Origin of the sequence: Pedobacter sp., from assembly GCF_039594775.1 — a bacterium.
GTDB lineage: Bacteria > Bacteroidota > Bacteroidia > Sphingobacteriales > Sphingobacteriaceae > Pedobacter.
Map to the genome: position 1 here is coordinate 1,392,346 of NZ_JBCNMT010000001.1, position 26,222 is coordinate 1,418,567.

Annotated in this window: 22 protein-coding genes and 1 tRNA gene; 5 read left to right on the forward strand and 18 right to left on the reverse strand. The window is 34.9% G+C overall.

Annotated elements, in window-relative coordinates; all coding sequences use genetic code 11:
• Positions 1-153: 153 nt before the first annotated feature.
• The 4 genes from ABDV71_RS05910 to atpD all read right to left on the reverse strand — a co-directional run bounded on the left by ABDV71_RS05910 (position 154) and on the right by atpD (position 4,437).
• On the reverse strand, positions 154-1,044 hold the full coding sequence (locus ABDV71_RS05910; protein ID WP_343531488.1) for a branched-chain amino acid transaminase: 891 nt from the start codon (positions 1,042-1,044) through the stop codon (positions 154-156).
• Positions 1,045-2,055: 1,011 nt separating this feature from the next.
• Positions 2,056-2,376 carry a GNAT family N-acetyltransferase gene (locus ABDV71_RS05915; protein WP_343531489.1) on the reverse strand — a complete coding sequence of 107 codons (321 nt, stop codon included), beginning with the start codon at positions 2,374-2,376 and terminating at the stop codon, positions 2,056-2,058.
• Positions 2,377-2,575: 199 nt separating this feature from the next.
• Complete coding sequence (gene atpC / locus ABDV71_RS05920) at positions 2,576-2,821, reverse strand: ATP synthase F1 subunit epsilon (RefSeq protein WP_343531490.1); 246 nt, start codon at positions 2,819-2,821, stop codon at positions 2,576-2,578.
• 113 nt (positions 2,822-2,934) lie between these two features.
• The gene (atpD, locus tag ABDV71_RS05925) at positions 2,935-4,437 is read right to left on the reverse strand and encodes a F0F1 ATP synthase subunit beta (RefSeq protein WP_343531491.1); all 1,503 of its coding nucleotides are present in this window, start codon (positions 4,435-4,437) and stop codon (positions 2,935-2,937) included.
• Between the two features lie 151 nt (positions 4,438-4,588).
• Between atpD and ABDV71_RS05930 the strand changes: the two genes are divergently transcribed.
• The 5 genes from ABDV71_RS05930 (at position 4,589) to obgE (ending at position 8,884) form a co-directional block, all read left to right on the forward strand.
• Complete coding sequence (locus tag ABDV71_RS05930; RefSeq protein ID WP_343531492.1) at positions 4,589-5,512, forward strand: SDR family oxidoreductase; 924 nt, start codon at positions 4,589-4,591, stop codon at positions 5,510-5,512.
• Between the two features lie 41 nt (positions 5,513-5,553).
• Positions 5,554-6,015 carry a redoxin domain-containing protein gene (locus ABDV71_RS05935; RefSeq protein ID WP_343531493.1) on the forward strand — a complete coding sequence of 154 codons (462 nt, stop codon included), beginning with the start codon at positions 5,554-5,556 and terminating at the stop codon, positions 6,013-6,015.
• Between the two features lie 408 nt (positions 6,016-6,423).
• Positions 6,424-6,497: transfer RNA gene (locus tag ABDV71_RS05940), tRNA-Arg, on the forward strand.
• A gap of 599 nt (positions 6,498-7,096) precedes the next feature.
• Positions 7,097-7,666 carry an adenylate kinase gene (locus tag ABDV71_RS05945; RefSeq protein ID WP_343531494.1) on the forward strand — a complete coding sequence of 190 codons (570 nt, stop codon included), beginning with the start codon at positions 7,097-7,099 and terminating at the stop codon, positions 7,664-7,666.
• Between the two features lie 216 nt (positions 7,667-7,882).
• Positions 7,883-8,884, forward strand: a complete 1,002-nt coding sequence (gene obgE, locus ABDV71_RS05950) for a GTPase ObgE (RefSeq protein ID WP_343531495.1) — start codon at positions 7,883-7,885, stop codon at positions 8,882-8,884.
• A gap of 72 nt (positions 8,885-8,956) precedes the next feature.
• On the opposite strand, the gene ABDV71_RS05955 is transcribed toward obgE, so the two are convergent.
• The 14 genes from ABDV71_RS05955 to ABDV71_RS06020 all read right to left on the reverse strand — a co-directional run bounded on the left by ABDV71_RS05955 (position 8,957) and on the right by ABDV71_RS06020 (position 26,217).
• A complete protein-coding gene (locus tag ABDV71_RS05955; protein WP_343531496.1) occupies positions 8,957-9,511 on the reverse strand; it encodes a WcaF family extracellular polysaccharide biosynthesis acetyltransferase in 555 nt (184 codons plus the stop codon).
• Between the two features lie 561 nt (positions 9,512-10,072).
• Positions 10,073-10,927 carry a glycosyltransferase family 2 protein gene (locus tag ABDV71_RS05960; protein ID WP_343531497.1) on the reverse strand — a complete coding sequence of 285 codons (855 nt, stop codon included), beginning with the start codon at positions 10,925-10,927 and terminating at the stop codon, positions 10,073-10,075.
• A gap of 19 nt (positions 10,928-10,946) precedes the next feature.
• Positions 10,947-12,098 carry a glycosyltransferase gene (locus tag ABDV71_RS05965; protein ID WP_343531498.1) on the reverse strand — a complete coding sequence of 384 codons (1,152 nt, stop codon included), beginning with the start codon at positions 12,096-12,098 and terminating at the stop codon, positions 10,947-10,949.
• 44 nt (positions 12,099-12,142) lie between these two features.
• Positions 12,143-14,098, reverse strand: a complete 1,956-nt coding sequence (locus ABDV71_RS05970; protein WP_343531500.1) for an amino acid permease — start codon at positions 14,096-14,098, stop codon at positions 12,143-12,145.
• A 201-nt stretch (positions 14,099-14,299) separates the two neighbouring features.
• The gene (locus ABDV71_RS05975) at positions 14,300-16,009 is read right to left on the reverse strand and encodes a M3 family oligoendopeptidase (RefSeq protein WP_343531502.1); all 1,710 of its coding nucleotides are present in this window, start codon (positions 16,007-16,009) and stop codon (positions 14,300-14,302) included.
• Between the two features lie 80 nt (positions 16,010-16,089).
• A complete protein-coding gene (locus tag ABDV71_RS05980; protein ID WP_343531503.1) occupies positions 16,090-17,109 on the reverse strand; it encodes an acyltransferase in 1,020 nt (339 codons plus the stop codon).
• An 11-nt stretch (positions 17,110-17,120) separates the two neighbouring features.
• Complete coding sequence (locus tag ABDV71_RS05985) at positions 17,121-18,500, reverse strand: hypothetical protein (RefSeq protein ID WP_343531504.1); 1,380 nt, start codon at positions 18,498-18,500, stop codon at positions 17,121-17,123.
• Positions 18,493-19,563 carry an acyltransferase gene (locus ABDV71_RS05990; RefSeq protein ID WP_343531505.1) on the reverse strand — a complete coding sequence of 357 codons (1,071 nt, stop codon included), beginning with the start codon at positions 19,561-19,563 and terminating at the stop codon, positions 18,493-18,495. Before ABDV71_RS05990 ends, ABDV71_RS05985 begins: the two co-directional genes overlap by 8 nt.
• A complete protein-coding gene (locus ABDV71_RS05995; protein ID WP_343531506.1) occupies positions 19,541-20,689 on the reverse strand; it encodes a glycosyltransferase family 4 protein in 1,149 nt (382 codons plus the stop codon). The genes ABDV71_RS05990 and ABDV71_RS05995 overlap by 23 nt, the downstream gene beginning before the upstream one ends.
• A gap of 44 nt (positions 20,690-20,733) precedes the next feature.
• Positions 20,734-22,020 (reverse strand): hypothetical protein, encoded by a 1,287-nt coding sequence (locus ABDV71_RS06000; protein WP_343531507.1) that lies wholly within the window; start codon positions 22,018-22,020, stop codon positions 20,734-20,736.
• Positions 22,007-23,218, reverse strand: a complete 1,212-nt coding sequence (locus ABDV71_RS06005) for a hypothetical protein (RefSeq protein ID WP_343531509.1) — start codon at positions 23,216-23,218, stop codon at positions 22,007-22,009. Before ABDV71_RS06005 ends, ABDV71_RS06000 begins: the two co-directional genes overlap by 14 nt.
• A gap of 4 nt (positions 23,219-23,222) precedes the next feature.
• Entirely contained in the window at positions 23,223-24,452 is a 1,230-nt protein-coding gene (locus ABDV71_RS06010) for a glycosyltransferase (RefSeq protein ID WP_343531511.1), read from the reverse strand.
• A complete protein-coding gene (locus ABDV71_RS06015) occupies positions 24,443-25,396 on the reverse strand; it encodes a glycosyltransferase family 2 protein (protein WP_343531512.1) in 954 nt (317 codons plus the stop codon). Before ABDV71_RS06015 ends, ABDV71_RS06010 begins: the two co-directional genes overlap by 10 nt.
• The gene (locus tag ABDV71_RS06020) at positions 25,393-26,217 is read right to left on the reverse strand and encodes a glycosyltransferase family 2 protein (protein ID WP_343531513.1); all 825 of its coding nucleotides are present in this window, start codon (positions 26,215-26,217) and stop codon (positions 25,393-25,395) included. The genes ABDV71_RS06015 and ABDV71_RS06020 overlap by 4 nt, the downstream gene beginning before the upstream one ends.
• Between the last annotated feature and the right edge of the window lie 5 nt (positions 26,218-26,222).

The following is a 26,222-nucleotide window of genomic DNA, read 5'->3' on the forward strand; positions in this document are numbered from 1 at the left end:
GGCGGTTTCGCTATAGTATCTTTTTCATTATATACAACGATTGCCTTCCCTCGGGTGAGGAATAATGATAATGTTGTTAATAATGACTGTGTTTAAACGCATATGTGGTTTTTGTTTCAGCCAAACATACTAACAAATTATCGAGAAGAGAAATTAAATAATCACTTCGTAGTTCACTTTCTCCAGTACTAGGTTTTTATAAGCTCTTTGTAAGGTCGCGCCAATGCTATCTCTCCATCTTTGTCTGTAAACGGTTTCGTCTAAGGTATGGATGCCTACCACTTCAACTGCTGTTCCGCAGAAAAATGCTCCGTCTGCTTCTTTTAGAAAGTCAACGGTGATTTCTTTTTCAATGACCTCAATATCTAAAACGCGGCACAACTCTATAATTGTAGCTCTTGTAATACCTGGTAAAATATTTCCTTTGGCGGGAGTGTATAACTTGCCGTTTTTTTCAATGAAGATATTTGCACCAGGTGCTTCCGCAACATGACCTCTGGCATCCAGTAATAGCGCTTCATCAAAACCTTTGTTTTTGGCATCAGAAGTAGCTAAAATAGAGTTTACATAGTTGCCGCTAATTTTCGCTTCAATTTTGGTAGATTTTGGGTTTGGACGTTCGAAAGGGGAGATGCATACTTTCAATTGTCTATCGCCGAGGTAAGCCGCCCATTCCCAAGCACACAACATGATAGATACCTTTTCTGGAGCAACTAATGTCATTTGTGGTTCGCTAAAAACCAATGGACGAATATAAGCGTCTTTGAAATTATTCAGTTCGAGCAGTCGGTAGCTTTGTCTAATCAGGTCATCAATGTTCCAATTAAATGGAATACCTGTTAATTCGCATGAGCGTTTTAACCGCTCGAAATGCTCCCTAGCCTTGAAAATACGAGTGGCATTATGGGTTTTATAAGCCCTTATGCCCTCAAACGCTGCAAAGCCATAGTGTAGCGATTGACCATATAAGTCGGTCTTGGCTTCACTAGCTTTTACAAACTGGCCGTCTAAGTAAATTACCGTGTTCGAATTGTAATAATTCATTTTCATCTTTTTATTAGGTCTTCATTGGTGATGAAGCTATCATGATTCTGTAAAATCATGATGGTTTATCTTGTTTTAAAAAAAGCGTCCCATTTTTTTAAGAAGGGACGCTTTTTTCGATTTAATCAATATCGTTATAACGAACCCTTACATTGCTTTAGAATTAGCACATTAAGTAGCAGCACCTCGGTAAGACCGAAGAGGTTGACGTTGCTATTTAAGGTGTTTATTTTCATGCTGCTTAAAGTGTTTTATATGATGCTTGTTTTTATAAATACCAATTTAGTATTTGGTTCAAAAAATAGCAATAGACAAAATGAAAATATTTTATTTAGAATATAATTCTGTTTTTTTTATATATGTTGAATTATAATTCTGTTTTTTGTGTGGTTTTTCTATCGAAACGTGGCGAAGTGTAGACCAAATATGAAATTGGTATTCGGTATGGATATTATGCTTGCATTGTAATTTGAGCAAAATTCTGCCTAAAAGTGAGCAATGTCAGAAAATGGTTGAAAAATATTGACCTAATTTAAGGATGATATTTTAGGTTGTTTTCTGAATGAAATACCGTACCATCTTCTTCCCATTGGTGTAAGGAAAATGACGAAAGAAATAAAGTAGAAATAGAATGGGAAACAGTAGATAATAGCACCAAAAGTTGTTCTATTTGAAGTATGAAATATGTACTTTAATCGAGCCGTCAAATCAAAAGCAACATATTCGGAATATTTTCCAGCAATAGCTATAAGGTAATACCAAGCATAGGGGCATAAGATAATTCCGATAATCCAAGTATATCGGTTTTTATATAAAAAAATTATAATTAGTGCTATAAGTACTATGATTCGGTTTTGGGTGTTGGAGCTATGCTTGGCATGGGGTATATCAAGAGCAGTAAGTAATACGAAAAATACTACCAGTGTCCATTTTAATGAGCTTAGAATATTCTTTTGATTGAGCATTATTCACGACAAATTTGATACGATATAAAGATAATGCTCTAAAAAATTATTCTCTATCAAAAAGTCTTAGATATTTAGATGGAACCAATTTTTTCCATTCCGGATGTCTTTTTACATAAGCGAAAACCAAAGGACATAAAGGAATCAAAGCATATGCATTCTCTTCTAAGTAGTTCAAGGTTTTTTCAATTAATGCGGTTGCGGCTCCTCTTCCCGCTAAAGCTTCTGGGCTTTCGGTATGGATGAGCTTAATGATTTTCCCCTCTTCTTCATAATCGATAAATGCGATATGTCCATCTACTATTAATTCGAAACGTTTTGCTTCTTCATTTTTGGTTAAAGGTAGGTTAAGAAATTCTTCTTTCATGATCTTGTAGTTTTTATGATTTGAACGAAGTTAATGAGAATACCTTTGTTTAAGATTGATGTATGTTAATAAACGGATGTGTTAGGTTGCTTCATTGCGAGGCAATCATTATAGAAAAATCTGTAGAATCCAGAAATGACGGAAAAATAAAAGAGCCCTGAACTATGTTCAGGGCTCTTCCTTTGATTTACCAATCAGCTTAAGCGATAACAGCTTCGGCTAATACGATAATTTTATTATCCAGTACTTCTACTACGCCACCTTTGATGTTATAGATGTTTTCGCCTGCTGCTTCCTTTACAATCACCGGTCCATCTTCTAATGTAGAGATAATAGGAGCGTGGTCTTTCAAGATCTGAAAAGAACCAGAAGTTCCAGGAACAGTAACTGCCGTTACTTCGCCTTCGAAAACTTTTTTATCTGGAGTTAATATTTCTAAGTTCATTCTTTTAGTAGTTAGTATTTAGTAATTAGTAGTTTGCCAATTCACTAAATGAATTAACGAGGTAGTACTTAGGCTAAAGAGTTATCTATATACTAAGTACTAACTACTATATACTAATTAGCTTCTGCCAATAATTTTTTGCCTTTTTCAATAGCATCTTCAATGCTACCTACCAAGTTAAATGCTGCTTCTGGATACTCATCAACTTCGCCATCCATGATCATGTTAAAGCCTTTGATAGTATCCTTAATGTCTACCAATACGCCTTGTAAGCCAGTGAACTGCTCAGCTACGTGGAAAGGTTGAGACAAGAAACGTTGAACACGACGGGCTCTGTGTACAGTTAATTTATCTTCTTCAGATAGCTCGTCCATACCTAAAATCGCAATGATATCTTGTAATTCTTTGTAACGTTGTAAAATTTCTTTCACACGTTGAGCAGTATTGTAGTGCTCATCTCCTAAAACTGCAGGAGAAAGGATACGTGAAGTAGAATCTAGAGGGTCTACCGCAGGATAGATACCAAGCTCAGAGATTTTACGAGAAAGTACTGTAGTGGCATCTAAGTGGGCAAACGTTGTAGCCGGAGCAGGGTCAGTCAAGTCATCCGCAGGTACGTAAACCGCTTGTACAGATGTAATTGAACCACGTTTAGTTGAAGTAATACGTTCTTGCATTAAACCCATTTCAGTAGCTAAGGTTGGTTGGTAACCTACTGCTGATGGCATACGGCCTAAGAGTGCCGATACCTCAGAACCTGCTTGAGTGAAACGGAAGATGTTGTCAACGAAGAAAAGGATATCTTTTCCAGCGCCTTCACCATCACCATCACGGAAATATTCAGCAACAGTTAAACCTGATAATGCTACACGAGCACGTGCACCAGGAGGCTCGTTCATTTGACCGAATACCAATGTTGCTTTTGATTCTTTTAATTTTTCAGTATCAACTTTGTCCAAATCCCATCCACCTTTTTCCATTGAGTGTAAGAACTCATCACCATAGTTGATTACGCCCGACTCGATAAATTCACGCAATAAATCGTTACCCTCACGAGTACGCTCACCTACACCAGCAAATACTGATAAACCAGCATAAGCTTTAGCAATGTTGTTTACCAATTCCATGATCAATACGGTTTTGCCTACACCCGCACCACCAAATAATCCAATTTTACCACCTTTTGCATAAGGCTCTAATAAGTCGATAACTTTGATACCTGTGAAAAGTACTTCAGTTTCAGTAGAAAGCTCATCAAATTTAGGAGGGGCATTGTGGATTGGCTTACCTGTAGAATTATCTAAAGTGTTGATACCATCGATAGCTTCACCAACTACGTTAAATAAACGACCTTTAATCTCATCGCCAATAGGCATTTTGATAGGTGCACCAGTATCTAAAGCGTCCATTCCACGTACTAAACCATCAGTCGAGTCCATTGCAATGGCACGTACACGGTCTTCACCAAGGTGTTGTTGTACCTCTAGAACGATTTTTTGACCATTTTCTTTTTTAATCTCTAAAGCAGAGAAAATTTTAGGTAAAGTGGCATCGTTAACAAAGCTCACGTCAACTACCGGACCTATAATTTGCGCTATCTTTCCAATATTAGGCATATTTTGTATTTGGTAAAATTATAAAAATCAAAATGTTAAAGGCGTTTTTGTGCGCCTGCTTTTCGGATGGCAAAGTTATTAATTTTTAATGTAAATTTTATATAGAAATAAAATGTTTTTCAACAGTTTAATAAATGATAATTTAGCTGCTATGAAAACAGTATTGGTTACGGGTAGCAATGGCCTTTTGGGGCAGAAAATAACTGAAAAAGTTTTAGCCGATAAAAGCGTGAATTTAATCGCTACCAATAGGGGACAAAATAAATATCCTGTACTGGAAGGTTATATTTATGAAACGATGGATATTTTGGATGCCGAACAGGTACAATTTGTTCTGAAAAAATACAAACCTGAGGCACTAATTCATACTGCTGCAATGACCAATGTAGATATGTGTCATGAACATAAAGAAGCTTGCTGGCAGTTAAATGTGGAGGCTACAAAATATTTGGCATCGCTTTGCGAACGCATGGGCATACATTTTATATATGTATCTACAGATTTTGTATTTGATGGACTTAATGGCCCTTATCAAGAAGATGATGAGCCAAAACCGGTTAGCTTTTACGGAGAAAGTAAGTTGGAAGGCGAGCGCATTGTTCAACAAATGAAAGGTAACTGGGCAATTGTTAGGACCATTCTGGTTTATGGTATTTTAAAGGATATGAGCCGTAGCAACATTGTGCTTTGGGCAAAGGGCGCCTTGGAAAAAGGTTTGCCTATTCAGGTGGTGAACGACCAATGGCGCATGCCTACGCTAGCAGAGGATTTAGCAGTAGCGTGTTTATTAGCGGTTAAGCACAAGGCAAAAGGAATTTATCACATTTCGGGAAGAGATATGATGAGTATCGTAGAATTGGTAAGGCGAGTGGCAGATTTCTGGAACTTAGATAAAACTTTAATTACTGAAGTAAGCTCAGGTAGTTTGGGACAAGAAGCCAAGCGCCCTAAGAAAACGGGATTCATTTTAGACAAAGCAATGACCGATTTGAACTATCAACCTCATAGTTTTGAAGAAGGGTTAGCGTTGGTGAGTCGTCAGTTAGCAGTTTCAGTTAACCGATTAAACAATTAACCAAATCAACGATTAATATAAACATTAACAATTATAGACATATGTCATTACAAGTAGGAGATATTGCTCCAGATTTTAAATTAAAGAATACAGAGCTAAAAGAAGTTTCTTTGGGCGACTTTAAAGGTAAAAAAGTAGTGCTTCACTTTTTCCCTTTGGCTTTTACTGGTGTTTGTACAACGCAACTTTGTACCATGAGAGATAACTTCGGTTATTATGATGGTTTAAATGCTCAAGTTTTAGGTATTTCGGTTGATTCGCCATTTACTTTGGCCAAGTTTAAGGAAGACCAGGCTTATCAGTTCCCATTGCTTTCTGATTTTAACAAGGAAACAGCTGGAGCTTATGGTGCATTGTATGAAGACTTTTTAGGTTTAAAAGGTATCGCTAAACGTTCGGCCTTTGTGATTGACGAAGAAGGTAAAGTGATTTACGCCGAAGTTTTGGAAGATGCCGGAAACTTACCTGATTTTGCAACCATTAATAAAGTGGTTGCTGCGTAGTTATAGCAATTAAGTTTTAGAAAAGCGGGACTGGTGCTTCTATTGAAGCATAGTCCCGCTTTTCGTTTTAATCTTTTGTCTGCCTTTTCTGTCATTCCGAGGCACGGGGAATCTGTTTCTGATTCGCACTTACGTTCAGGATGAAAAGTAAAAACAAAAAGTATTGTCACTTCAATCGGGTTTAGGGAACTTTAACCTGTGCAAAGTACCTGCCAACTAAACCCGATATGTGCGGATACCGGCCTTGTGGCTAAAGCCGGTGCAGTATGAGCCAGTAGCGGGACTAGCTTTAAATAGTAGTAAATGAATTGCTTTTCAAATAATTAGGAAGTACGGTTCAAATATTTGTAATAAAAAATTGTGAATTTAAATTTGAAACATTACTTTTGCAGTCCCTTACGGGGAAATGCATTCGTAGCTCAATTGGATAGAGCATCTGACTACGGATCAGAAGGTTTGGGGTTCGAATCCCTACGAGTGCACAAAAGGTAGAAGTTAGTCGCTTCTGCCTTTTTTGTTTATAGCTCTTTCTTATGTTTGAATAACAGATTATTGGCTATGTCTATCCTCCATCATTTCTTGCTTGCTGTTATATTGTTCGGGGTTTTTTCAAGGGCTAGTCAATGCGATATTTCTTTTCAAAACCTCTAAACGGTTAAACCTAATAAGCCGTTGGCATTGCTCACTGTTCCTATTGCCTTGACCAATTTGAATATCTTATGTGAAAATCTCAGAATGAACCGTGTATGAAAACGGGGATAAGATTTATCGGTTGAAAAAAGCAAAATTTTAGCCTAATTTGTTTACAATTAGATTGTTGTTGATGTTTTGTGGTGTTTGAATTGGCCTGTATAGCGGAATTTTATTGTTATACTTTGGCTAAGTAACTCGTTGCGGTTGAGTTTAAAACACAAACGTTTTGATTGAAACTTTTTAAAGGAAAAGAGCCAAAAATTGAAAAAAATGGCGGTGGAGCTAATATATATTTATATATTTGCAACCTCATAAAGAAATGGCTTAAGATGAGCCAGTTCAATACAATAAATAGATTTCCTTTTAGGAGCGTAGTTAACTTAATTTGATGCTAAATTTAGTTCTTTTTGGCCCTCCAGGTGCAGGCAAAGGCACCCAATCTCAAAAGTTAATTGATAAATATCAGTTAGTACACATTTCAACAGGCGATTTATTCAGAGCCCACATCAAAAACCAAACTCCGCTAGGACAACAGGTGAGCAAATTAATTGCTGATGGTGAGTTGGTGCCAGATAGCATTACCATTGCAATGTTGGAAGAGGAAGTAGACAGAAATCCTGATGCAAAAGGATTTATTTTCGATGGTTTCCCGCGTACAGTTCCCCAAGCAGAAGAATTGGATAAGTTTTTGGTAGCAAAAGGTGAAAAAATTAATGGTGTAATTGCATTAGACGTAGACCAAGATGAATTGACCCGTCGTATTGCAGAGCGCCACAAAATTAGTGGAAGACCTGATGATGATGCCGAAAAGTTAAAAAAACGTATTGACGAGTATTTTAACAAAACCATTCATGTATTGCCGTATTACCAAGGCCAAGATAAATTGGTTAAGGTAAATGGTATTGGCGAAATTGAAGTGATTTTCAATAGCCTTTGCGAGGTAATTGACCAATATTAATAAAGTATTGATTAGCTAATTTGTTAATTAGCTGATGAAAAATATAAAGCATCCGCATAAAATACATTGGTTATTTTTGCGGATGTTTGTTTTTTAGTTTAACCACTAAATAAAAAATTAAGGACTAATTAGATGCTTAAACAATCTTAATACATTAGGTGTTGTCAAAAGCAATTTAGCCATTTAACAATCGTAAATCAAAAATCGTAAATCTCAATGTCTCAAGGTTCCAATTTTGTTGATTATGTAAAAATTTGCTGTCGCTCGGGAAAAGGGGGGGCAGGTTCGGCACATTTGCACCGTGATAAACATACTGCTACAGGTGGTCCTGATGGCGGAGATGGCGGGCGTGGTGGACATATTATCTTAAAAGGTAATACCCAATTCTGGACTTTACTGCATTTGAAATATCGTAAGCACATTATTGCCGAAGATGGAGGTGCTGGTGGTAGTGGACATAAATTTGGTAAGCAGGGTAAGGATGAGATTTTAGAAGTTCCGCTAGGTACTATTGCTCGTAATGCCGAAACTGGAGAAGTGCTTTTTGAGATTACAGAAGATGGCGAGACCAAAATTTTAACAGCAGCCGGGCGTGGTGGTTTGGGTAATGCCCATTTTAAATCTGCTACGCTACAAACCCCACGTTTTGCACAACCGGGAGAAGCCGGAAAAGAGGAATGGGTAGTATTGGAGTTAAAGGTGTTGGCTGATGTAGGTTTAGTGGGCTTCCCTAATGCCGGAAAATCAACGCTACTGTCGGTATTATCAGCTGCAAAGCCCGAAATTGCAGATTATCCATTTACTACTTTGGTGCCTAATTTGGGAATTGTTGCTTATCGCGATTCGAAATCTTTCATCATGGCTGATATTCCGGGAATTATTGAAGGAGCTTCCAAAGGAAAAGGATTAGGTTTTAGATTTTTAAGGCATATAGAACGTAACTCTGTATTGTTATTTATGGTTCCTGCAGATACGAGTAGAACCATTTCGGAAGAATACGAGATATTAAAGAATGAGCTGCAGGAATTCAATCCAGAATTAATGCAGAAGCCCCATTTGTTAGCAATTACCAAATCGGATATGCTTGATGAGGAGCTAAAAGCAGAGATGGAAAAGGAGTTGCCTAAAATTCCTCATATTTTTATTTCATCAGTAGCCCAGCAAGGCTTGGTGGAATTAAAGGATCTGTTGTGGAAAGCGATTAATGCTGAACAGTAGCAGTTTTTATTTGCAACTATAACGATTAGCCAATGAAAATGGTTAGCAATTAAACAAATTAGGAATACTCAGCTAGCAAAAAATAGCTCTATCTTTTACTTTAACTGCTGGATTTCCTTGATAGATGCTATAAGATTCTAGATCTTTAGTGGCAATGGAGCCTACGGTGAGTACCGCATGAGATTTTGCTGTTATTCCTGGACAAACGGTAGCATTTGCGCCAATCCAAGAACCTTCTTCTAATAAGATCGGCTGAACGATGAGGTCAAAATCTACAGACTTATAATTGTGGTTTCCTGTTAGTAGCATTGCCTTCTGAGAAACACAAACGTTATCGCCTATGGTCACTTGAGCCAAATTTTCAATCCTGCATTCGGCCAGCCACGAATAATCGCCTATGGTAAGTCGCCATGGATAATGAATGTAAATCCCTGGTTTAATACGTACATCTTTGCCAATTTTAGCACCAAATAATTTCAGTATAAAAACAATTAAACTACTAGAGGGGATTATTCCAGAACGAATAAAAACAACGCTGGTGAAATACCAAAGCACCATTTTCAAAGTTGAAGCGCCCGAACTGAAATCTTTTTTATCGAAATTCTTTTTGAGTTGGGTTTTGAGCATTTTTATTTTTTGAAGAAAATCGTATCCAAAGATAGCATATTAAAATGAGTGCTGCATAAACGACAATATTGAATAAATCATGGTGGTCCATTCCCAAAAAATACCAATTTTTTTTCCAGAATAGTGATAAGAAGATGAATCGGCAAGTGTTCAATGCCTGTATAAATATGAGCCCAATTAACATAAAGCTATATCTATGTTTAAAAGGAGTAGGAAAGGAAATACAGAAAGCAATAAAAACGCTCATGACTCCGTAGCCTAAGCAGGAATATACCAATGTAAATCCCGATTTTCCAATCACCTTTAGCTGAGTAGTATTGGTATAAACAGTATGCCCAAGCCATCTTAATATTTCTGCGGTACTTTGAATGGAAAAATTACGCCACCATTTAATATAATTTAGATGGTGGTCCAGGAAAGATATATAAATTCCCCCTTTTGCAGTAATGCCAATGTAGAGTTCATTAAAGTAATATAGTATTAGATATAGGCCTACAAATGAGATGATAAATTTTAGATAAGGATCATTCCAAAGCTTTTGGAACTTTTGAGAAATGTAAGTCATGACTTATGCTTAAGTTTTTCCTCAATTTTGACATCTATAATTAGACGGAACCAAAAACCTTGTAGGAAATGGAATAATACACCTGTTTTGCCGTCAAGAATACCTAATTGAAACACCATTCTATAACCAAAGTAAATAAATGGTCTCACAAACCTAGGAAGTTTCCACCATAGTTTTTTCAAAAATGCTTTTCTTTGATTGGGATCGCCAAATAACTTTGGTTTTATTGTTTGAGTCCTTAAAGCGGTCATTCGCTCTATTTCTTCATCAGCCACTAGGTCACTATAGCGATTGTGCTTATTGATCCAGAAACTGATTTCATTTTCTTTAAGATTTTCTTCTAGGATATGGCCTTTTTTCCAAACAGTGGTACTCCCTGGAACAATGAAGCGATGATCCATATTTTCATTGATGTCCGAAAAGCCAATGTTCGTTCTGAACATTTTTAACAAATATTTGGGATAGTATCCTCCATATTTAATCCATTTCCCTTTGAAAAAATTTTTGCGATTAAAATAAATACCGTTAATGCCTTTATGATGTTCGTCTTTAAATTTTGCTAATAAATCAAAAAGCTCCGAAGTAACGATTTGGTCTGCATCTAGCCCTATGATCCAAGGTGTTTTAACTTCAAAATTTTTCAGTGCAAAATCCCATTGTTTAGGATGGTTTTCAAACGCATTATATTTGATAGATGCTCCGAAATTTTCCGCAATTTTGAGCGTTTGGTCAGTGCTGCCAGAGTCTAGTACAAATAACGGGGCATTTAATTTAACAATTGAATTGAGCAAACGAGGAAGGTGTTGTTCTTCATTATAAGTAAGTACAATAAAGCTAAATTCACTTGTCATTTAGGGAAGGATAAAAAAATTACAAAATGTTATACAGATTGATGTACCTTGTTGCTAATGCACTAGGGCTAAAATCTTGTCTAATGATGGTAGGGGTATTAGCTCGTATCGTTTTTCTGTCGTCTACTTTTTTAAATGAATTAGTAATGGCTTCTGCTATTTCCAAATGTTTTAATTCAGTTACCCAACCCAAATTATGTTCAAGTACATAATCCGCTAAACCTACTTCTTGGCTTACTAAAACAGGTGTGCCCATCGCCAAACTTTCTATCACCACATTTGCGAAGTTCTCATTATAGGAAGTAAGAACTAGCAAATCATGTTGGGCGATAAGCTCAAACTTTTGCTCATTGGGTACGTGACCTAACCATTTAAGTTGATGCTCGATATTTAATTTTGAAGCTAATTGCTGTAAACTTTCTATGTAATCAGCTTCACCACTTCCAGCAATAGAAAGTTTCCAAGGTATGGATACTTTGGTTAAAGCTTCGAATAATAGCTCTAATCCTTTTTTTTCTTCTATACGTGATAGGAAAAGTAGGCGATATAGGTTGTTGTTATTGGGTTGATGAGATGTATTTTGGGGAAATTCTACAAAATTGGGAATAACGCTAATTCCATTTACTTTACAGGTTTGTTTTACGTCTTCCTGCTCTTTATTGCTTGTGGCGTGGATGTGGCAATATCTTAAAAGATTTTTTCCGAGAAAGAAATGAATAATATCCTTAAACTTCGAATTTCTGTTGGTAAGACTATAATTGGTCAACATCCCTCTAGGAGATAAAATCACTTTTATTCCATGTGTTTTTGCTATTAAACAAGAAAAAATTGAGACCAAGTTCCACCAAGCATGAATATGTACAATGAGCTCATTTTTTCGGCCTGCTTTTTTCTCTTCTACAATTAGCTTGTGAAGAAATCTAAATAGCGCAGGAGAGAAATGAGTATGGTCTTTAGTTAGTCTTTTGAAATAAAATACCTTTACACCATCTATAACCTGTTGAGTGTTTATAGTTACATCTAATTCTGCTTTACCATTGGCTGTAGTGGTTAACACTAACACATCTTGGCCTGCTTTTACCAACTCTTCCGAAAGCTTGGATACAGACATGGTTGGCCCACCATAAATGTATGCAGGTTTATAGGCTGCACATATTTGGATGATTTTCATTTTTCCTGGCGAGAGAGCAAAATGTAATAAGTACGGTTTAATTCCTAAGCTAACGAGTTATTCTGCTCTTGAGCAAGTTTACTGTTCTTGTAGCCATAAAAGAAATAAATAACTAAGCCCACCACCAACCAGATTCCAAAGCCAATCCAATTACTTAATTCTAGTTCACACATCATGTACAAACAAGAAATTAAACCCAATACAGGAATAAGAGATAAATTTTTACTGATAGATAAATAGGTAATGATTAAGCAAATAATGAAGAAAATCCACATTGGGATTTTATGCTTGAATAAATGCCACCCACTTTCATATTTTTTATGGTAATCTACGGATGATTTAGTTAAGAAGCTTTCATACTGCTCGGCATTGAGATTGCTCAAATAGGCCTCTGCATCTATTTGCTTGCCCTGTAATACTACCGGACTGGTGCTGATTTCTTGTTTTATGGTCGCGAGCTCTTCGCCATTTAATGAAGTAACGAAGGTAACTGGATTTACCACTTTTGGAGTATTGGAAATAAAACTCATCGTTTCCTTTTTAAATTCTGTAAAAGACAGAATAATGGCTCCAGCAAAAAGTACAGGAATTACAAACTTAGCATTAACGTAAGGTATCTTGAATTTGCCTCGTTGCACATCGGGCCTGTTTTGAAGTACCAACACACCGGCACATACCAGTACAAAAGCAAATAGAGTACCAATAGAACATAAATCTGTTACCGTAGTAAGATTCATAAATAACGAAGGAATGGCTACTACAAAACCAACTACTATGGTAGAAAATGAAGGTGTTTTATATTTTGGGTGAATCTTAGAGAATGATTTTGGTAATAATCCATCACGGCTCATGCTCATCCAAATCCGAGGTTGTCCCATCTGGAAAACCAATAGTACAGATGCCATCGCAAATACCGCACTTACAGCGATAATACCACTCATGAGTTTTAAATCTATTTGGTCAAAAACGTAGGCCAAAGGGTCGCCAACTGCCAAGGTGTTGTATTTTACAATTCCGGTAAGGACCAATGCAATGGCAATATACAGTATGGTACAAATCACGATGGCCCACATCATTCCTCGAGGTAAATCTCGTTGTGGATTCTTACATTCTTCTGCTGTTGTCGAAATAGCATCAAATCCGATGTAGGCAAAAAATACGGCTGATACCCCTTTAAGTACCCCTGAAATTCCATTAGGAGCAAAAGGATTCCAGTTCTCTGTATCTACATAAAAAATACCAACCGCCAATACTAATAAAATTACTGCTAGCTTAACAATTACCATGGCATTGCTGGCGTTTCTAGACTCCTTCATCCCTCTATATACCAACCAGGTAATGAAAATAATAATAGCTAACGCTGGAATGTCGGCCACTAAATGGAAGCCCCCGATCTGAGGAGCGGTATTCCAAGCATTGGCGGCAACGCGAGTAGCTTCATCTATATTGGCCATGCTTTTTCCTGCATTTAATAGTGCTTCGGCATGTTTATGGCCATTAAAGGCTGTAAGATAATCCATGCTTGCCCAATCAGGTACATGAATGCCATTGATGCCAAGAGCGGGTATTTTAATGGAGGAGAGCAGCCCTGTGAAATAATCGGACCAGGAAATGGCTACCGTAATATTACCAATGGCATATTCCATAATGAGCGACCAGCCAATCACCCATGCAACCAGCTCGCCAAAGGCCACGTATGAGTAAGTGTAAGCACTGCCAGAAACGGGTACCATTGACGCAAATTCTGCATAAGCAAAGGCTGCAAAACTACAGGCAACGGCAGTAAAAATGAATAAAAAGATTACTGCAGGGCCGCCGTCGGCACTTGCTTTACCAATGGTGCTGAAAATACCGGCGCCTATGATGGCGGCAATTCCGAATGCGGTGAGATCTCGTACACCTAATGTTTTATGTAAGGAAGCCTCGTGATCGCCATAGCCCTTTGCGGCATCGGCCAATATTTTACTAACAGATTTTTTTCTGAACAGGTTTTTTAGCATGCGCTATTGTTTGGTTGGTGATGCTTCAAACTTAAAAAAATAAATAGAATTCTTTGTCATTCTGAATGAAACGAAGAATTTAAATTACAATTTTTCAATTGCAGAAGTCTTTGTCGATTTTTGTCTATTGCCCTCTAAGGTTATATAAAAATAGCATTCTATATAAACCACACTAGATAAATTGGTTGTTGGAGATACTATTTATCCTAGTTTTTCTAACTCAATTTTTACAAAAGCTGCCAGTTCATTGATGTAAGCTGCACTAAAATCGAATTTGATGCCCGCGGTTTCATAAATCTCATTCATGGGTTTGGTATAACCAAGTGCTAAAGCATCTAAATACTGCCGCAAGCCCTGTTGAGGATTTTCTTTATAGTTTTTCCAAACGGCTATGGCTCCCAATTGCGCAATAGCATACTCAATATAGTAGAAAGGCACTTCGAACAAATGCAATTGTTTTTGCCATACATTTCCAAATTGTTTCTCGTAACCTTCCCAATTTGCAAAGCCGGCACCAAATCTATTGTAAATCTGTTTAAAAGCTTCTTCGCGATCGGCAGCGTTGTGCTCTGGATTGGTATAGATCCAGTGTTGGAACTGATCAATTACTGCTACCCACGGCAAAGTTTTCAGTACATCAGCCAGTTGCTCCTTTTTTGCTCTGATTAAATCTTCTTCTTGATTAAAATAAACAGACCACTGATCCATGGAAATCAATTCCATACTCATGGATGCTAATTCGGCAACTTCCGAAGGACAGTGCTTAAAGTCGTTCAGTTCCAAATTGGCCGTTAAAAAGGTATGGATAGCATGACCTCCCTCGTGTACCATGGTGGTTAAATCGCGGAAGGAGTTGGCCGAATTCATGAAAATGAAGGGTGCGCCTGTTTCAGCCAAAGGGTAGTTGTATCCTCCCGGGGCTTTACCCATACGGCTTTCTACATCAAACAATTGGTTTGCTTTCATAATAGCCAATTTTTCGCCTAAGGAAGGATTGATTTGGTTAAAGCAGGCAATAGATTTATCAATTAGTTCATTGCCGTTTTTGAAAGGTTTTAATGCTGGTTTTCCAGTAGTACTTACATCCAAATCCCAAGGGCGTAAGTCTTCCAAGTTTAATGCTTCTTTACGTTTTTCGGCTTGCTCTCTCAAAATGGGAACAATTTCTTTTTCAATGGCTTCTGCAAAATCATAGCAGTCTTTGGGTGTATAGTCAAAACGGCCAAGGGCTTGGAACATATAGTCGCGATAGTTTTCGAAACCAGCATTAAGTGCTACTTGATGGCGTAATTTTACCAATTCATCGAATAGAATATTCAATTGGTCTTTATCTACCAATCTTCTTTGTTGAATGGTTTCCCAAGCATTTTGACGAACGTTCCTATCGGTGTCTTTCAAGAAATTGCTTGCTTGCTCTAAGGTGTATTCCTGGTCGTTAATGGTCACACTCATGGCTCCGGTTATTCCTTGATATTGTTGTTGTTTTACCTGTAATTCGGTAAATAGAGGAATATTCTCTTCTCTGAATAATTCTAAAGCTTTACGTACACCACGTAGGTAAACAAAGTATTTTTGTTGATCTAGTTCGTCAACGAATGGACTTTCTACTAACTTCTTGTTAAGTTCATTCGCAATAGGGGCTATTCTGGGTTCAATGTCAGTAGCGAAATATTGGAAATCTTTTACCAGTTGTTCGTTCGCGGTGTCGCAGCTCATTTTGATGTAACGCCAAGCGAAATCTTCTTCTAAAGCTGCTTCAAGTTCACTTTTATCACGAAGCCATTGTTCTAATTCAACAACGGTAGCAATATTTCTATTTTGTAATTCCTCAAAAATAGGGGATAGGTTTTCCCATTTAATTTCAAGGTTTTGTGGGATATATGTTCTTTGCTTTTTGATGATCGTGTTCATGGTATGAAATGTTGTATGTTTTGAACGTAAATAGGAGGTAAATGTTTTATGTAGAAATTGTCAAATATAGTTCGTGGTTGTTAAGTTTTGAGAAGTCTATCCCTGATTTGGATACTTCTCTTTTCCACTAAATAATAAAATGGATAAGCAACCATATATATTAATACTAAAGTTGCAGAATACTGTAGACTGATAGATGTGACTGAAAATTTCTTGAAAACCGCCATAGAAAAATGAATAACTAATGGATGTACCAAATACAGCGAGTATGCCATTATTGCAGTTTGCTTAATAAACGCTGATTTAGCTAGTTTGATTGTGGTATAATGATAAGAAAAAAGCAGCCAGCAGCCAATAGAAATGTTTGCTAAGGTGTGGCCTAGACTCCAAGTATAAATATTTTCATGCTTACTAATAATATAGAATATGGTAATCATTGTTACGAAGGAAATGCACAAATGCCAAGTCTTAACTTTAATAGTTAATTTTTTTTCATGAACGAGATAAGCGAGTATTACGCCGATTGACAATGCATCTATATGTAAAAATGAAGCAGTTTTGTAGAAGCCAAATTCACCTCCTTCACTATAAAATAGAATACGAAATATAGTGGGAGAGATGCCTAGTAAAATCCAGAAATAAAATTGTATTTTTCTATTGCTTATGCCTAAAATTAGTAGGGCAAAAAGCAGATAAAAGTGTTCTTCTACTGCTAATGACCATGAAATTAGAAAATAAGGTATTTCTTTATAAAAATTTTGTATAAGGAGCAAAAAGCCGAAATCAAAATGTTCATTCCTTGTGATGTAAACAGAAAGCCATGAAGCCAACAGCATTATTAAATATGGGGGATAGGTACGCAGGAATCTAGACAGCCAAAATTTGGAAGGTTTAATCTGCTCTTGTTTATAATATATCCCGCCAATTAAAAAACCACTTAATATAAAGAAAATAGTTACGCCGTGGTGGCCAAAATAGAATAATGTTCTATTGGAAAATAGGTTTCCAATAAGCATTTGGGTAACGTGGTAGTAAATTACTAATATAATGGCTAAGGCCCTGATGAGATCGAGATTTTCTAACCGTTTTTTAGATGACATCAGAGTTAGTATTAAGAGATATATGATTGTATTTTTTTTGCATATAACTTGCCGAAAATGTAAATTATGAGAAAGTTCATGATTAATGCACCAAGCAACTTATCTCCACTAGTTTCTAATAGACTAAATTTTGTAAAGAATAAAATAGGTGCAATAATTGCAAAAGCAACGCAGCTATCCACTCTAAGTTTATTTACTATATTATAAAGAAAGCCGAGTAACAGGCCAAGCAATAATAAGGGAAGAAACATTATAAAATAACCAAAATCTACATAGCTTTCTGCGATATAGCCGATGCTGATAGAGGTACCTTGCTCAGCACCAGCCCATTCTCGTCCAGTATAAGCGTTGGCTTTTTCCGAATCATTTAACGTTCTTTTATTAGGAAATAGGAACCTGGGCATTAAAACATGTTGTACTGAACCAAGCCATAATTTTCCGTTCTCATGTGGTTTATGAAAGGGAATAGTTTCCATACAATACATCAACATATCTGTATAGGCGAGTCTATCTAGTCCTTGTTCTTCAGCTTCTTCAAACCCCTCAAAGTTATTGTAAAGGTCGTAGAAAGTTGTCACTCGATTAGTATATGAAATATTGGATTCATTATCTAAAACTTTCCTGAAATCACTCTTAATTCCAGTCCATGCAATAAAAAACAAGTAAGCAGCATATATTATGATAATATGGGTGGTTATTGAAACAAATGTTGGTTTTTTTATAAATGGTAAATATAAAATGGCAGTAAAAAGTAAAACTTCTCTAAAGTTTGAAAAATAGCCAAATAGGTTGGTACTTATTTCTAACGCAAAAGCAATAACGAGATATTTATAACCCTTGTTGTTTTTTAGGCAAACTAAAAATAATAAGGCATATCCAACCCATTGTAAATGTGAGAGAGATAAGGTAATTTGAGAAAAGGCAGGAACTAAATAAGTAATAAAATCAGCCGCGTTACTAATCAAGAATAATTGTAGAAAAAGTTTAAAAGCATTTTGCTCTTTATAAGAATACTTATCAAAAATTGTTTGGTTCTTTACTTTATTTTTAATAATTAGATAAAAACCTAAGGCTACAGTTAGTACTCCTGTAATAGATAAAAACACTGCGCCTTCCCCAAAGGGGGAATTGGTGTAAGTGTTAATCGATACGTTTTCAAAGGTTGCTTGAAAAATTTTAGTAGAGGCCTGAACCCATTGGAATAACAAACAAACCATTAAAATAGGCAAATGCCCTTTAGGCCAGGTAAAATGTACAATTAATGCTAAAGCAATTAGAGCGTATATGGTGATTAACGTATTTGGTAGAAATAAACTAATCACTATAAATAAAAATATTACTTTTTTGAGGTACGGGTTAACTTTTAAGACGCTAGATAGTTGATTATACATATTTTCTTTTTAAAAAAGTAAATCTTTTTTTTACTATCCAAGTTTCGAAATAATAGCAGCAAATAATCAAAAATGAAAGCGCCGCAATTTGGATGAACAAGTGATGTTGATTTAATGAGCGTAACACTAAATAATGAAAAATATAAATCGAGAAACTAGCCAGTCCGATTTTATAAAATATTTTGTTAAAAATATTGATCATTATGGCTAAATAACTTTGCAATGGTTTCACATGATACAGTGCGTACCCAAAACAGCTAACTAGGCTAATTAAAATGCCAAGATTCAACACTTTAAGGGTAGAAGACATTAAGTAAACTCGATTAATAAAGGTTGATATAATAAAGACTGATGCGAGTATAATCAAGTAATGCTTATTTGCCTTTTTATGAATATACATATGAGAAAGCTCATATCCTATCAACCAAATTGGGAATAATGTCAAAAACGAAGTAAAGGGATTTGGAAATTTATGACTAAAACCAATCATGATTAAGGATACCATAAAAAAGACAAGTGTTAATTTTGATGGAGAGATGCTGAACTTTCTTTTGAAAATCAATACTGGAATCGCTAATAAATAGAAGTAAAATTCGTAAGATAAGGACCATAATGGCCCATTATTTCCATAAGGTATAAACCAAGCGCCTGCTATATTTGGAGTTTGTAGAAAAATCAAATTCCCAAGTAAGTTATAGAAAGAAAATGAAGCATTATAGATGGCTGGGAAAAGAAATAAACTGATTAAGGCAATGGATATGGCCAGCCAATAAATTGGCAAAATCCTTTTGGCTCTTCTATACAGATATTCGTTTACACTGTTTTTATCAGTAATTGGATTTTTGGCTAGACTTAAACCTATGCTAAACCCTGATACGATAAAGAAAAATAAAACCGCTTCCACATTTTTATTTGATAGCCAGTTTAAGATTTCAAATAAAGTAGGAGCAGTAAATGACTTTAATTTTTCAGAATCTAATGAAACTATATGATGCTCAACCACAATCAATGCTGCCAAGCCTCGCAAGCTATCAATCAATTTAATTCGTTTTTGCAAGCTCATCTAAAATAGCCTCGACTTGTTTATCGAAAGTCCATTGATTTATAATTTGTGATGACATTTGACCATAACTAGCGAATTTATTGTCTGAAATTAACGTTTGCAAGGCATTAGTTAATGCTTTAACGGAATTAGATTTGAAGATAAATCCATTTTTACCAGGTTTAACTAAATCAATAGCACAACCAACTTTATCCGAAGCTATAATAGCCTTTCCTGCAGCCATGGCTTCGTTAATGGCTAAGCCCCAAGTTTCACTATTTGAAGGCAGGCAAAATATATCACTTGTATGATAAATTGAAGGTAAAAAACTTTGGTTTTGAAAATCTATAAATAAGATCTTTTGTTCATTGTTAGCCAGTTTTTTTAGTTCTTGTTCCTCTGGGCCATTTCCGACTAATAGTAATTTTAAATTTAAGTTATTCATAGTTAGGAGTGCTTTAACTAAAACGACTAAATTTTTTACAGTCTCAAACTTACCTGCATATAACAAGACTATATCACTCTCTTTTTTAATTCCCAACTTTTGCATAAATGTATCTACTTCAGATTCATTTATTCTGCCAAACCTAGCGTTGTCTACAGCATGAGGAGCAAAAATTAATCGATGCTCATGCAGTCCATATCTTTTAAAATATAATTTATTGTTAGTTCCAACGTAAAAAGCCTTATCGACATGGCTGTATATCCATTTTAGATAAAGCCATTTCACCAAGCTCTTGAAATTTAATTTTTCATTTAGTAATGTTGAATCTCCCCTAAACCAAATTGGTATTTTCCCTTTGAAATACCTCATAGCCTTAAAGTGACTATGATAGATATAACCATAAATCAAAATTGCATTTGGGGAGAAATCTTCTATTGCTATCGTAATATCTGGATTGATAATGCCTTTGCCATGATGAGAACCCTTGTCTTTGGCGGTATTTTCTAGAAACTGGTAATCATAACCTTCTAATAAAGGTAGGTCCCACTTAATTACTTTTTCAAAACCTGGATCAAATTTTTCTTTAAGCACATCATCACCCCAAGTATAAAATACTTTTAGACTACACTTTTTAGCTAATAACTGAAAAACAGGTACATAATATTGAATTGGATGGGTAATGATTATCGCTAATTTTTTCACTTTAACTTCTCAATTTTTTAAATCTTTTCCCGGCATTGATATATTTAATGATTCAGTTTATCTAAACCGGTCGCTAAAGTTTTCGTAACCTCAACGGCAGAATATTGATCAAAAATAGCACTGTCTACATTTTCTATATTATATTTACTCAAAAAGTCAATATATGTTTCCCATTCAGAGACAAAATTATTAGCAATAACATTTAAGTTTTCCCTCCCATTAAATTCCAGTACAATTCCCACCCTACTTTTCTTGATAATTTCACAAGCTGAACTTTCTTGATGTAATATGGCAAATACTGGTTTTTCCGATAATACTGCTTGATAAACTTTTGATGGGGTATAGTGAGGTTCTGTACTACCAAGTATAAAAGAGCCATCTGCAGCATTCAAATGTGTTAGTACATCTAAATATGGAATACGTTTTGGATATTCAAAGAAGACAGATTGCCATAATCCATATTTCATAGCCATATATTTAATATTATAGCCATTGGTGTCATTTGGAGATTTACCAGAACCTATAAAATGTATCTTGATATTCTTAAAAAGAGGTTTATTTTCCGAAATACATTTCATGACCATTTCTAATGGTTCAAAAGCTTTAGGTAACATCGCGCCACCGTAGACGAAATCTAAGATGCCTGGCTTTTTTTCAAAAAGATAGGATTGAAGATTTAACTGTTTAAGTGTAGTTATATCTTGCTTTTCTCCTCCATAGGGCATTGCAGCCCGTAGGCAGCTATTTTTTAAATGTGGATTTCTTTCTAATACATCTTTATAATACCCTTCGGCTACTCCAGTAATCAGCGAAGCTTTTTTAACAGCTATTGGCTCTAACCATTCGCCCAATTTCATACTCCACCAATGTTTAGAAAATTTTTTTTCTGTACCGGGCCATTGGTGTACCCAAGGATCTATATAGTCTATTCCGTATTTTGTACCAGTTTTTGCATGGATAAGGCGTCCTAGTAGAGCGCTAAAATGAGATGGAATTGGAATATAAATGAAATCAATTTTTTCTGTTTTTATTAAATTTAAAACTGATTTATAGATATGATAAAATCCTCGTATACCTATATCTCCGATTAAACGCAGGGGTTTAGTTGGAATCGCATTTGTCTTTATTATTCTTAAATCTTTTGGTAGAAGCTTTACTAAATTATAATCTAACTCTTCTTCGTAATATTTCTCATGTACCGTAACTAAAATAGGCTCCCAACCAAATTTCGGTAGATGTTGTGCGAATAACCTTGTTCTGTGAACCGCTGCTAGATTAGAAGGAGGGAAGTGGGGAGTTATTATAATTATTTTTTTTTTATCTAAGGGCATATTCTATAGCATTCAAAAACTTTGTCCTTTCCAAAGCCCAGTTAAGTTGTTCCGCCGAAAGCCTTTGGGAAGTTTTTTTAATTTCTTCCAATAAGTCCCTATTTCTTATCCATAGGTTTAATATTTCAGTAATTTCGTGGATGTTTCCAATTTGATAGATTGCGCCAATATTACGATTTTCATCCATGAATTTTTTTTGTGCTAAAGTGTCAGAAGCTAAAATAGCTAGACCAGAGCTCACATACTGAAATATCTTGTTTGTTAAACAAATTGTTCTATTGTAATTTGGCGAAGTTTCTGATGCTATACCTACGTCGTAGTTAATTAGAATTTCATCTAGATTAGAAGGAGACAATGGCTTGAAAAACTGAATATTATGTAACGGATTTTGATTTAATAAAAGTAAATTCTGTTTTGTGTATTCATCATAATTACCAATAATATCCAACTTTATCTTTCCATAAGTTACTTTGCTTATACCAGATATGATGTCTTGTAAACCCCTGTCCAATCCAACTACTTGAGAGAACCATACACATTTTAAACTACTACTTTCAAATTCTATTTTTTTTTCATTTCTATTGACTTGAAATACGTTATTGATATTGATATGCCTTAGAGCAGGATAGAGTTTTGTATATTCCTGAGTAATTAAAGGGCTTGCGCTAATTAAGATGTCAAGCTGAGGAATATATTTATTTTCAAGGAAAATAGTGATTTTATTTTTTAAGTCTGTAATAGCCGTTTCCCCTCTATGAAAGTCTTCAGCATCAAACATACATTTTTTACCTTTATTTTTTGCAATAGCGATTATAGCTGCCAATACGCCTAAGTTGTGGCCATGGTAAATGTCTGCTTTAGTTTTCTTTAAGGTTTTATACAATTTTAAATATCCAGGAAATATTTGCTGTTGTGGGAAAAATGAGAAACGTAGATGTCGGTGTATAATGATGAGTAGTTTTGAAATAACTGTATAAAATAACCTTGCAGGATTTTTCCGAGACCAGTCGATTGGGCTAAAAATTATATTTGAAAGTCTGGCGATGATGTCAACATCGTATTTTGTTTTTTCGTCGTCAAACTGAAAGAAAACTACTTCGACTTTATAAGTGGATATTTTCGAAAGCGTATTCAATTCTTTTACTAGTCTAGGGTTGTTAGACAAATGTGTTGTAGAACAGATTAGGATTTCAGTCAAGGTTTTAGCGATATATTTTTTGCATTTCCATGCCAATCATATTTTCTTTTCTGTGAAATAAATTGCTCGTAGTCAACTTATTTTTATCCAAATGGGATAAGATTTTTATTAGTTCCTGCAGAGTGTTAAATAAATAACCGTTTATGCCATCTTCTATTAGCTCGCTTTGTCCACCCATGTTTGTGGTTATTACAGGTACTCCAGCTGCGAGGGCTTCATAAATTACAAAGGGACCAGTTTCAAAACAGATTGAAGGAACTACAAGATAATCAATGTCTGAAAAAAAAATATTTAACTTTTGTGCCTCTAAATTAAAGTACCATTTACATTCAAGAATGTTTTCTGATAGGCTTCTCAATGATGCGTAATATTGCTCATGTTCTACAGCTGGAGTAATTGCCGCAATTGACAGCATTATATTCGGATTTCTTAAAATGTCAACAGCTTCCAGAAGAAGATGTAAACCTTTTAAGGGATCGATTCTACCTATAAATCCTAACCGAATGTTGTTAGATTCCGATTTATTTATAGAAATCTTGTTTGAAGCTTGCCTACATATCTCTATATGTGAGCTTTTTATTCCATTTTTGATAAAAAAATCCTTTTGCCATTGAGACACAGAAATCATTTTATCGGTGTACCTCTCAATATCTATCAATTGTTTTAATTTCAGCTTAACAGGTGAATTGGGAGTTAAACAGTAATAGAGATATTTGGTGATTTTTTTTATCAATGATCCTTTGCTAGAGAAACATATACAACTAGCACATTTAATTGAACTTATTTTTCCATTACAAGGAGTGTTTCCGTTTTGCAAGAAATCTCCTCTTAAACAAATGTGTCCTGGAATATGAGACGTAAAATAAACTTTACAATTTTTTGAATTTGAGGATTTGAGATGATATATATTGAAATTTGAGGTGAGCGTATGAAAGTGTATTATATCTGGATTCTGTTTACTAACATATTCTTCGAAAGCTTTTAGATTATTTGGGGCTTGTAAGCCTTTTATGGTCTTTTTGTGGTTGTCTGTGTTTGGTAAAATATAATCTATTCTTAAACCATCGAAATATTCGTATTTTAATGTTTTATGAATTGATAGAATTCTTATATTATAATGTAAGACAAGGTATTTTGCCAAAAGATGGATATATTTTTCTGTCCCCCCCCTGCTATTTGGAAAGAAATAGTCAGTAGCTATCACTATTAATTTCTTTTCAGAGTTTAATTCCATTTTCTGATTAATAAAGACGCAGTTTTATATCCAATTATTTTTGCTAGAATAAATTTTTTTCCATGTCTTAAGTATTCCAAGCTAAAAGGAGTTATTTTTATTAATTCTATTACGTCATTTAAAAGCTGATTATTGTAATTAAAGGCTGATGCATTCAAATAAATGTGCCATAAAACTTCAAAAGTCTTAAGTCTATAAGCATCTAATTCCTTTTTCGTATAAGTTTTAGATAACAATTCGAAACATAATTTATAATTTTTTAAGACAGCTTTGTTAAACTCTAACTTATTCGAATTTGATAGAGAACTTGTATTTCCCACTCTATAGAAAAAAAGATTTTTTTGAAAACTTTTATAAATTATATTATCATCTATATTACATATTCTAATCAATAGGTTAACATCTTCTATCCATCTCATTTGTTCATCAAAACCTTCGACAGAACTAAATGATTCTTTTTTAATTAACCCTGCCATTAGTGGTATAAAATGAGCCATTATTGAAAGAATTTTTGGCTTGTTTAAAATAGGGATGTGTTCAGACACTATAATGGGATATTCAAATGTGCTGTTGTAGTAAGATCTAGCCCAATCTGAACATATAAATGAAGGAGAGCCATTTTCTTCTGCATATTTGTATTGCAATTTAATTTTGTCGGATGTAATCCAATCATCAGCATCTAAGAACTGTAAATATTTGCAATTAGATAGCCTAACCCCAAGATTTCTACTATAAGATGGACCAAGATTTTTCTCATTCCTAATAAATATGTAATTAGGATAGACTTTTTGAATTTCCGAAACCTGGGCATCTTCTAATGAATGGTCATCTATTACGATAACTTCTTTACAAGAAAATGCATTGTGTTCTGCGACGTATTTTAATAGTTCTTTAAGATAACTAAGTTGGTTAAAGTGCGTAATGATTAAAGAAACGGAAATCACGATAGAAGAAATTTAACCATACTTGAGAAGTAATTTAAGAGTTTATGTCCCACATTACTATTTTCGATTATAAATTTTAAGTTTTTGTAAGATTTGAATTGGGCGATATGAGACATTTCGTTATAGCTTTTGTAATCGTTCAGGAACAACTTGAAGTGTCTTTCTAAAATGATGAGCCTTTCTTTTGTATGTTCAATAAATAATTCAGGTTGTGAGCTTATTCCTGTCGTATCGTAGCACGAAATCGTCTTCTCTAGATGTTTATACGAACACTGATATTTACAAATTGCCAATATCAAAAAAGCCCAATCAGCAGTTATTTTTAATTGCTCATCATATAGCCCATATTTAGTAAATAGGTTTTTTTTTATGAAACAAGATTGGTGAGGTAGTGTGTCTTTATAAAAGAAATTAAAGCTCAAATCATATGGAAGCTTTTTAATTTCGTCATCAAGCTGATATTTAGACTTTAATTTTTTTATATCGCCATAAAGAATATCTTCATTAGCATTTTTATTAAATTCTAATAATGTATCGTCAGAGAATAAGAAATCACCACTGTTCAAAAAAAATAAATATTCACCATTACTTGCTTCAATACCTTTATTGATAGCATTATATATGCCATTATCGGTTTCGCTTACCCAATACGTAATTTTTTCCGAATATCGTTCTATTAAATCTTTGCTCCCATCAGTAGACCCTCCGTCAATAACGATGTACTCAAAATTTTTATAAGTTTGAGCGAAAATGCTATTAAATGTTTTTTCAAGTCCACTAAAGTTGTTATAATTAATAGTAACTATAGATAATTTAGGCATGAATT

Excerpts from the sequence above, each read along its gene's own strand:
- ABDV71_RS05910 (WP_343531488.1), bottom strand. The coding sequence starts at position 1,044 with ATGAATTATTACAATTCGAACACGGTAATTTACTTAGACGGCCAGTTT.
- ABDV71_RS05915 (WP_343531489.1), bottom strand. The coding sequence starts at position 2,376 with ATGAAAGAAGAATTTCTTAACCTACCTTTAACCAAAAATGAAGAAGCA.
- atpC (WP_343531490.1), bottom strand. The coding sequence starts at position 2,821 with ATGAACTTAGAAATATTAACTCCAGATAAAAAAGTTTTCGAAGGCGAA.
- atpD (WP_343531491.1), bottom strand. The coding sequence starts at position 4,437 with ATGCCTAATATTGGAAAGATAGCGCAAATTATAGGTCCGGTAGTTGAC.
- ABDV71_RS05930 (WP_343531492.1), top strand. The coding sequence starts at position 4,589 with ATGAAAACAGTATTGGTTACGGGTAGCAATGGCCTTTTGGGGCAGAAA.
- ABDV71_RS05935 (WP_343531493.1), top strand. The coding sequence starts at position 5,554 with ATGTCATTACAAGTAGGAGATATTGCTCCAGATTTTAAATTAAAGAAT.
- ABDV71_RS05945 (WP_343531494.1), top strand. The coding sequence starts at position 7,097 with ATGCTAAATTTAGTTCTTTTTGGCCCTCCAGGTGCAGGCAAAGGCACC.
- obgE (WP_343531495.1), top strand. The coding sequence starts at position 7,883 with ATGTCTCAAGGTTCCAATTTTGTTGATTATGTAAAAATTTGCTGTCGC.
- ABDV71_RS05955 (WP_343531496.1), bottom strand. The coding sequence starts at position 9,511 with ATGCTCAAAACCCAACTCAAAAAGAATTTCGATAAAAAAGATTTCAGT.
- ABDV71_RS05960 (WP_343531497.1), bottom strand. The coding sequence starts at position 10,927 with ATGACAAGTGAATTTAGCTTTATTGTACTTACTTATAATGAAGAACAA.
- ABDV71_RS05965 (WP_343531498.1), bottom strand. The coding sequence starts at position 12,098 with ATGAAAATCATCCAAATATGTGCAGCCTATAAACCTGCATACATTTAT.
- ABDV71_RS05970 (WP_343531500.1), bottom strand. The coding sequence starts at position 14,098 with ATGCTAAAAAACCTGTTCAGAAAAAAATCTGTTAGTAAAATATTGGCC.
- ABDV71_RS05975 (WP_343531502.1), bottom strand. The coding sequence starts at position 16,009 with ATGAACACGATCATCAAAAAGCAAAGAACATATATCCCACAAAACCTT.
- ABDV71_RS05980 (WP_343531503.1), bottom strand. The coding sequence starts at position 17,109 with ATGTCATCTAAAAAACGGTTAGAAAATCTCGATCTCATCAGGGCCTTA.
- ABDV71_RS05985 (WP_343531504.1), bottom strand. The coding sequence starts at position 18,500 with ATGTATAATCAACTATCTAGCGTCTTAAAAGTTAACCCGTACCTCAAA.
- ABDV71_RS05990 (WP_343531505.1), bottom strand. The coding sequence starts at position 19,563 with ATGAGCTTGCAAAAACGAATTAAATTGATTGATAGCTTGCGAGGCTTG.
- ABDV71_RS06000 (WP_343531507.1), bottom strand. The coding sequence starts at position 22,020 with ATGCCCTTAGATAAAAAAAAAATAATTATAATAACTCCCCACTTCCCT.
- ABDV71_RS06010 (WP_343531511.1), bottom strand. The coding sequence starts at position 24,452 with ATGGAATTAAACTCTGAAAAGAAATTAATAGTGATAGCTACTGACTAT.
- ABDV71_RS06020 (WP_343531513.1), bottom strand. The coding sequence starts at position 26,217 with ATGCCTAAATTATCTATAGTTACTATTAATTATAACAACTTTAGTGGA.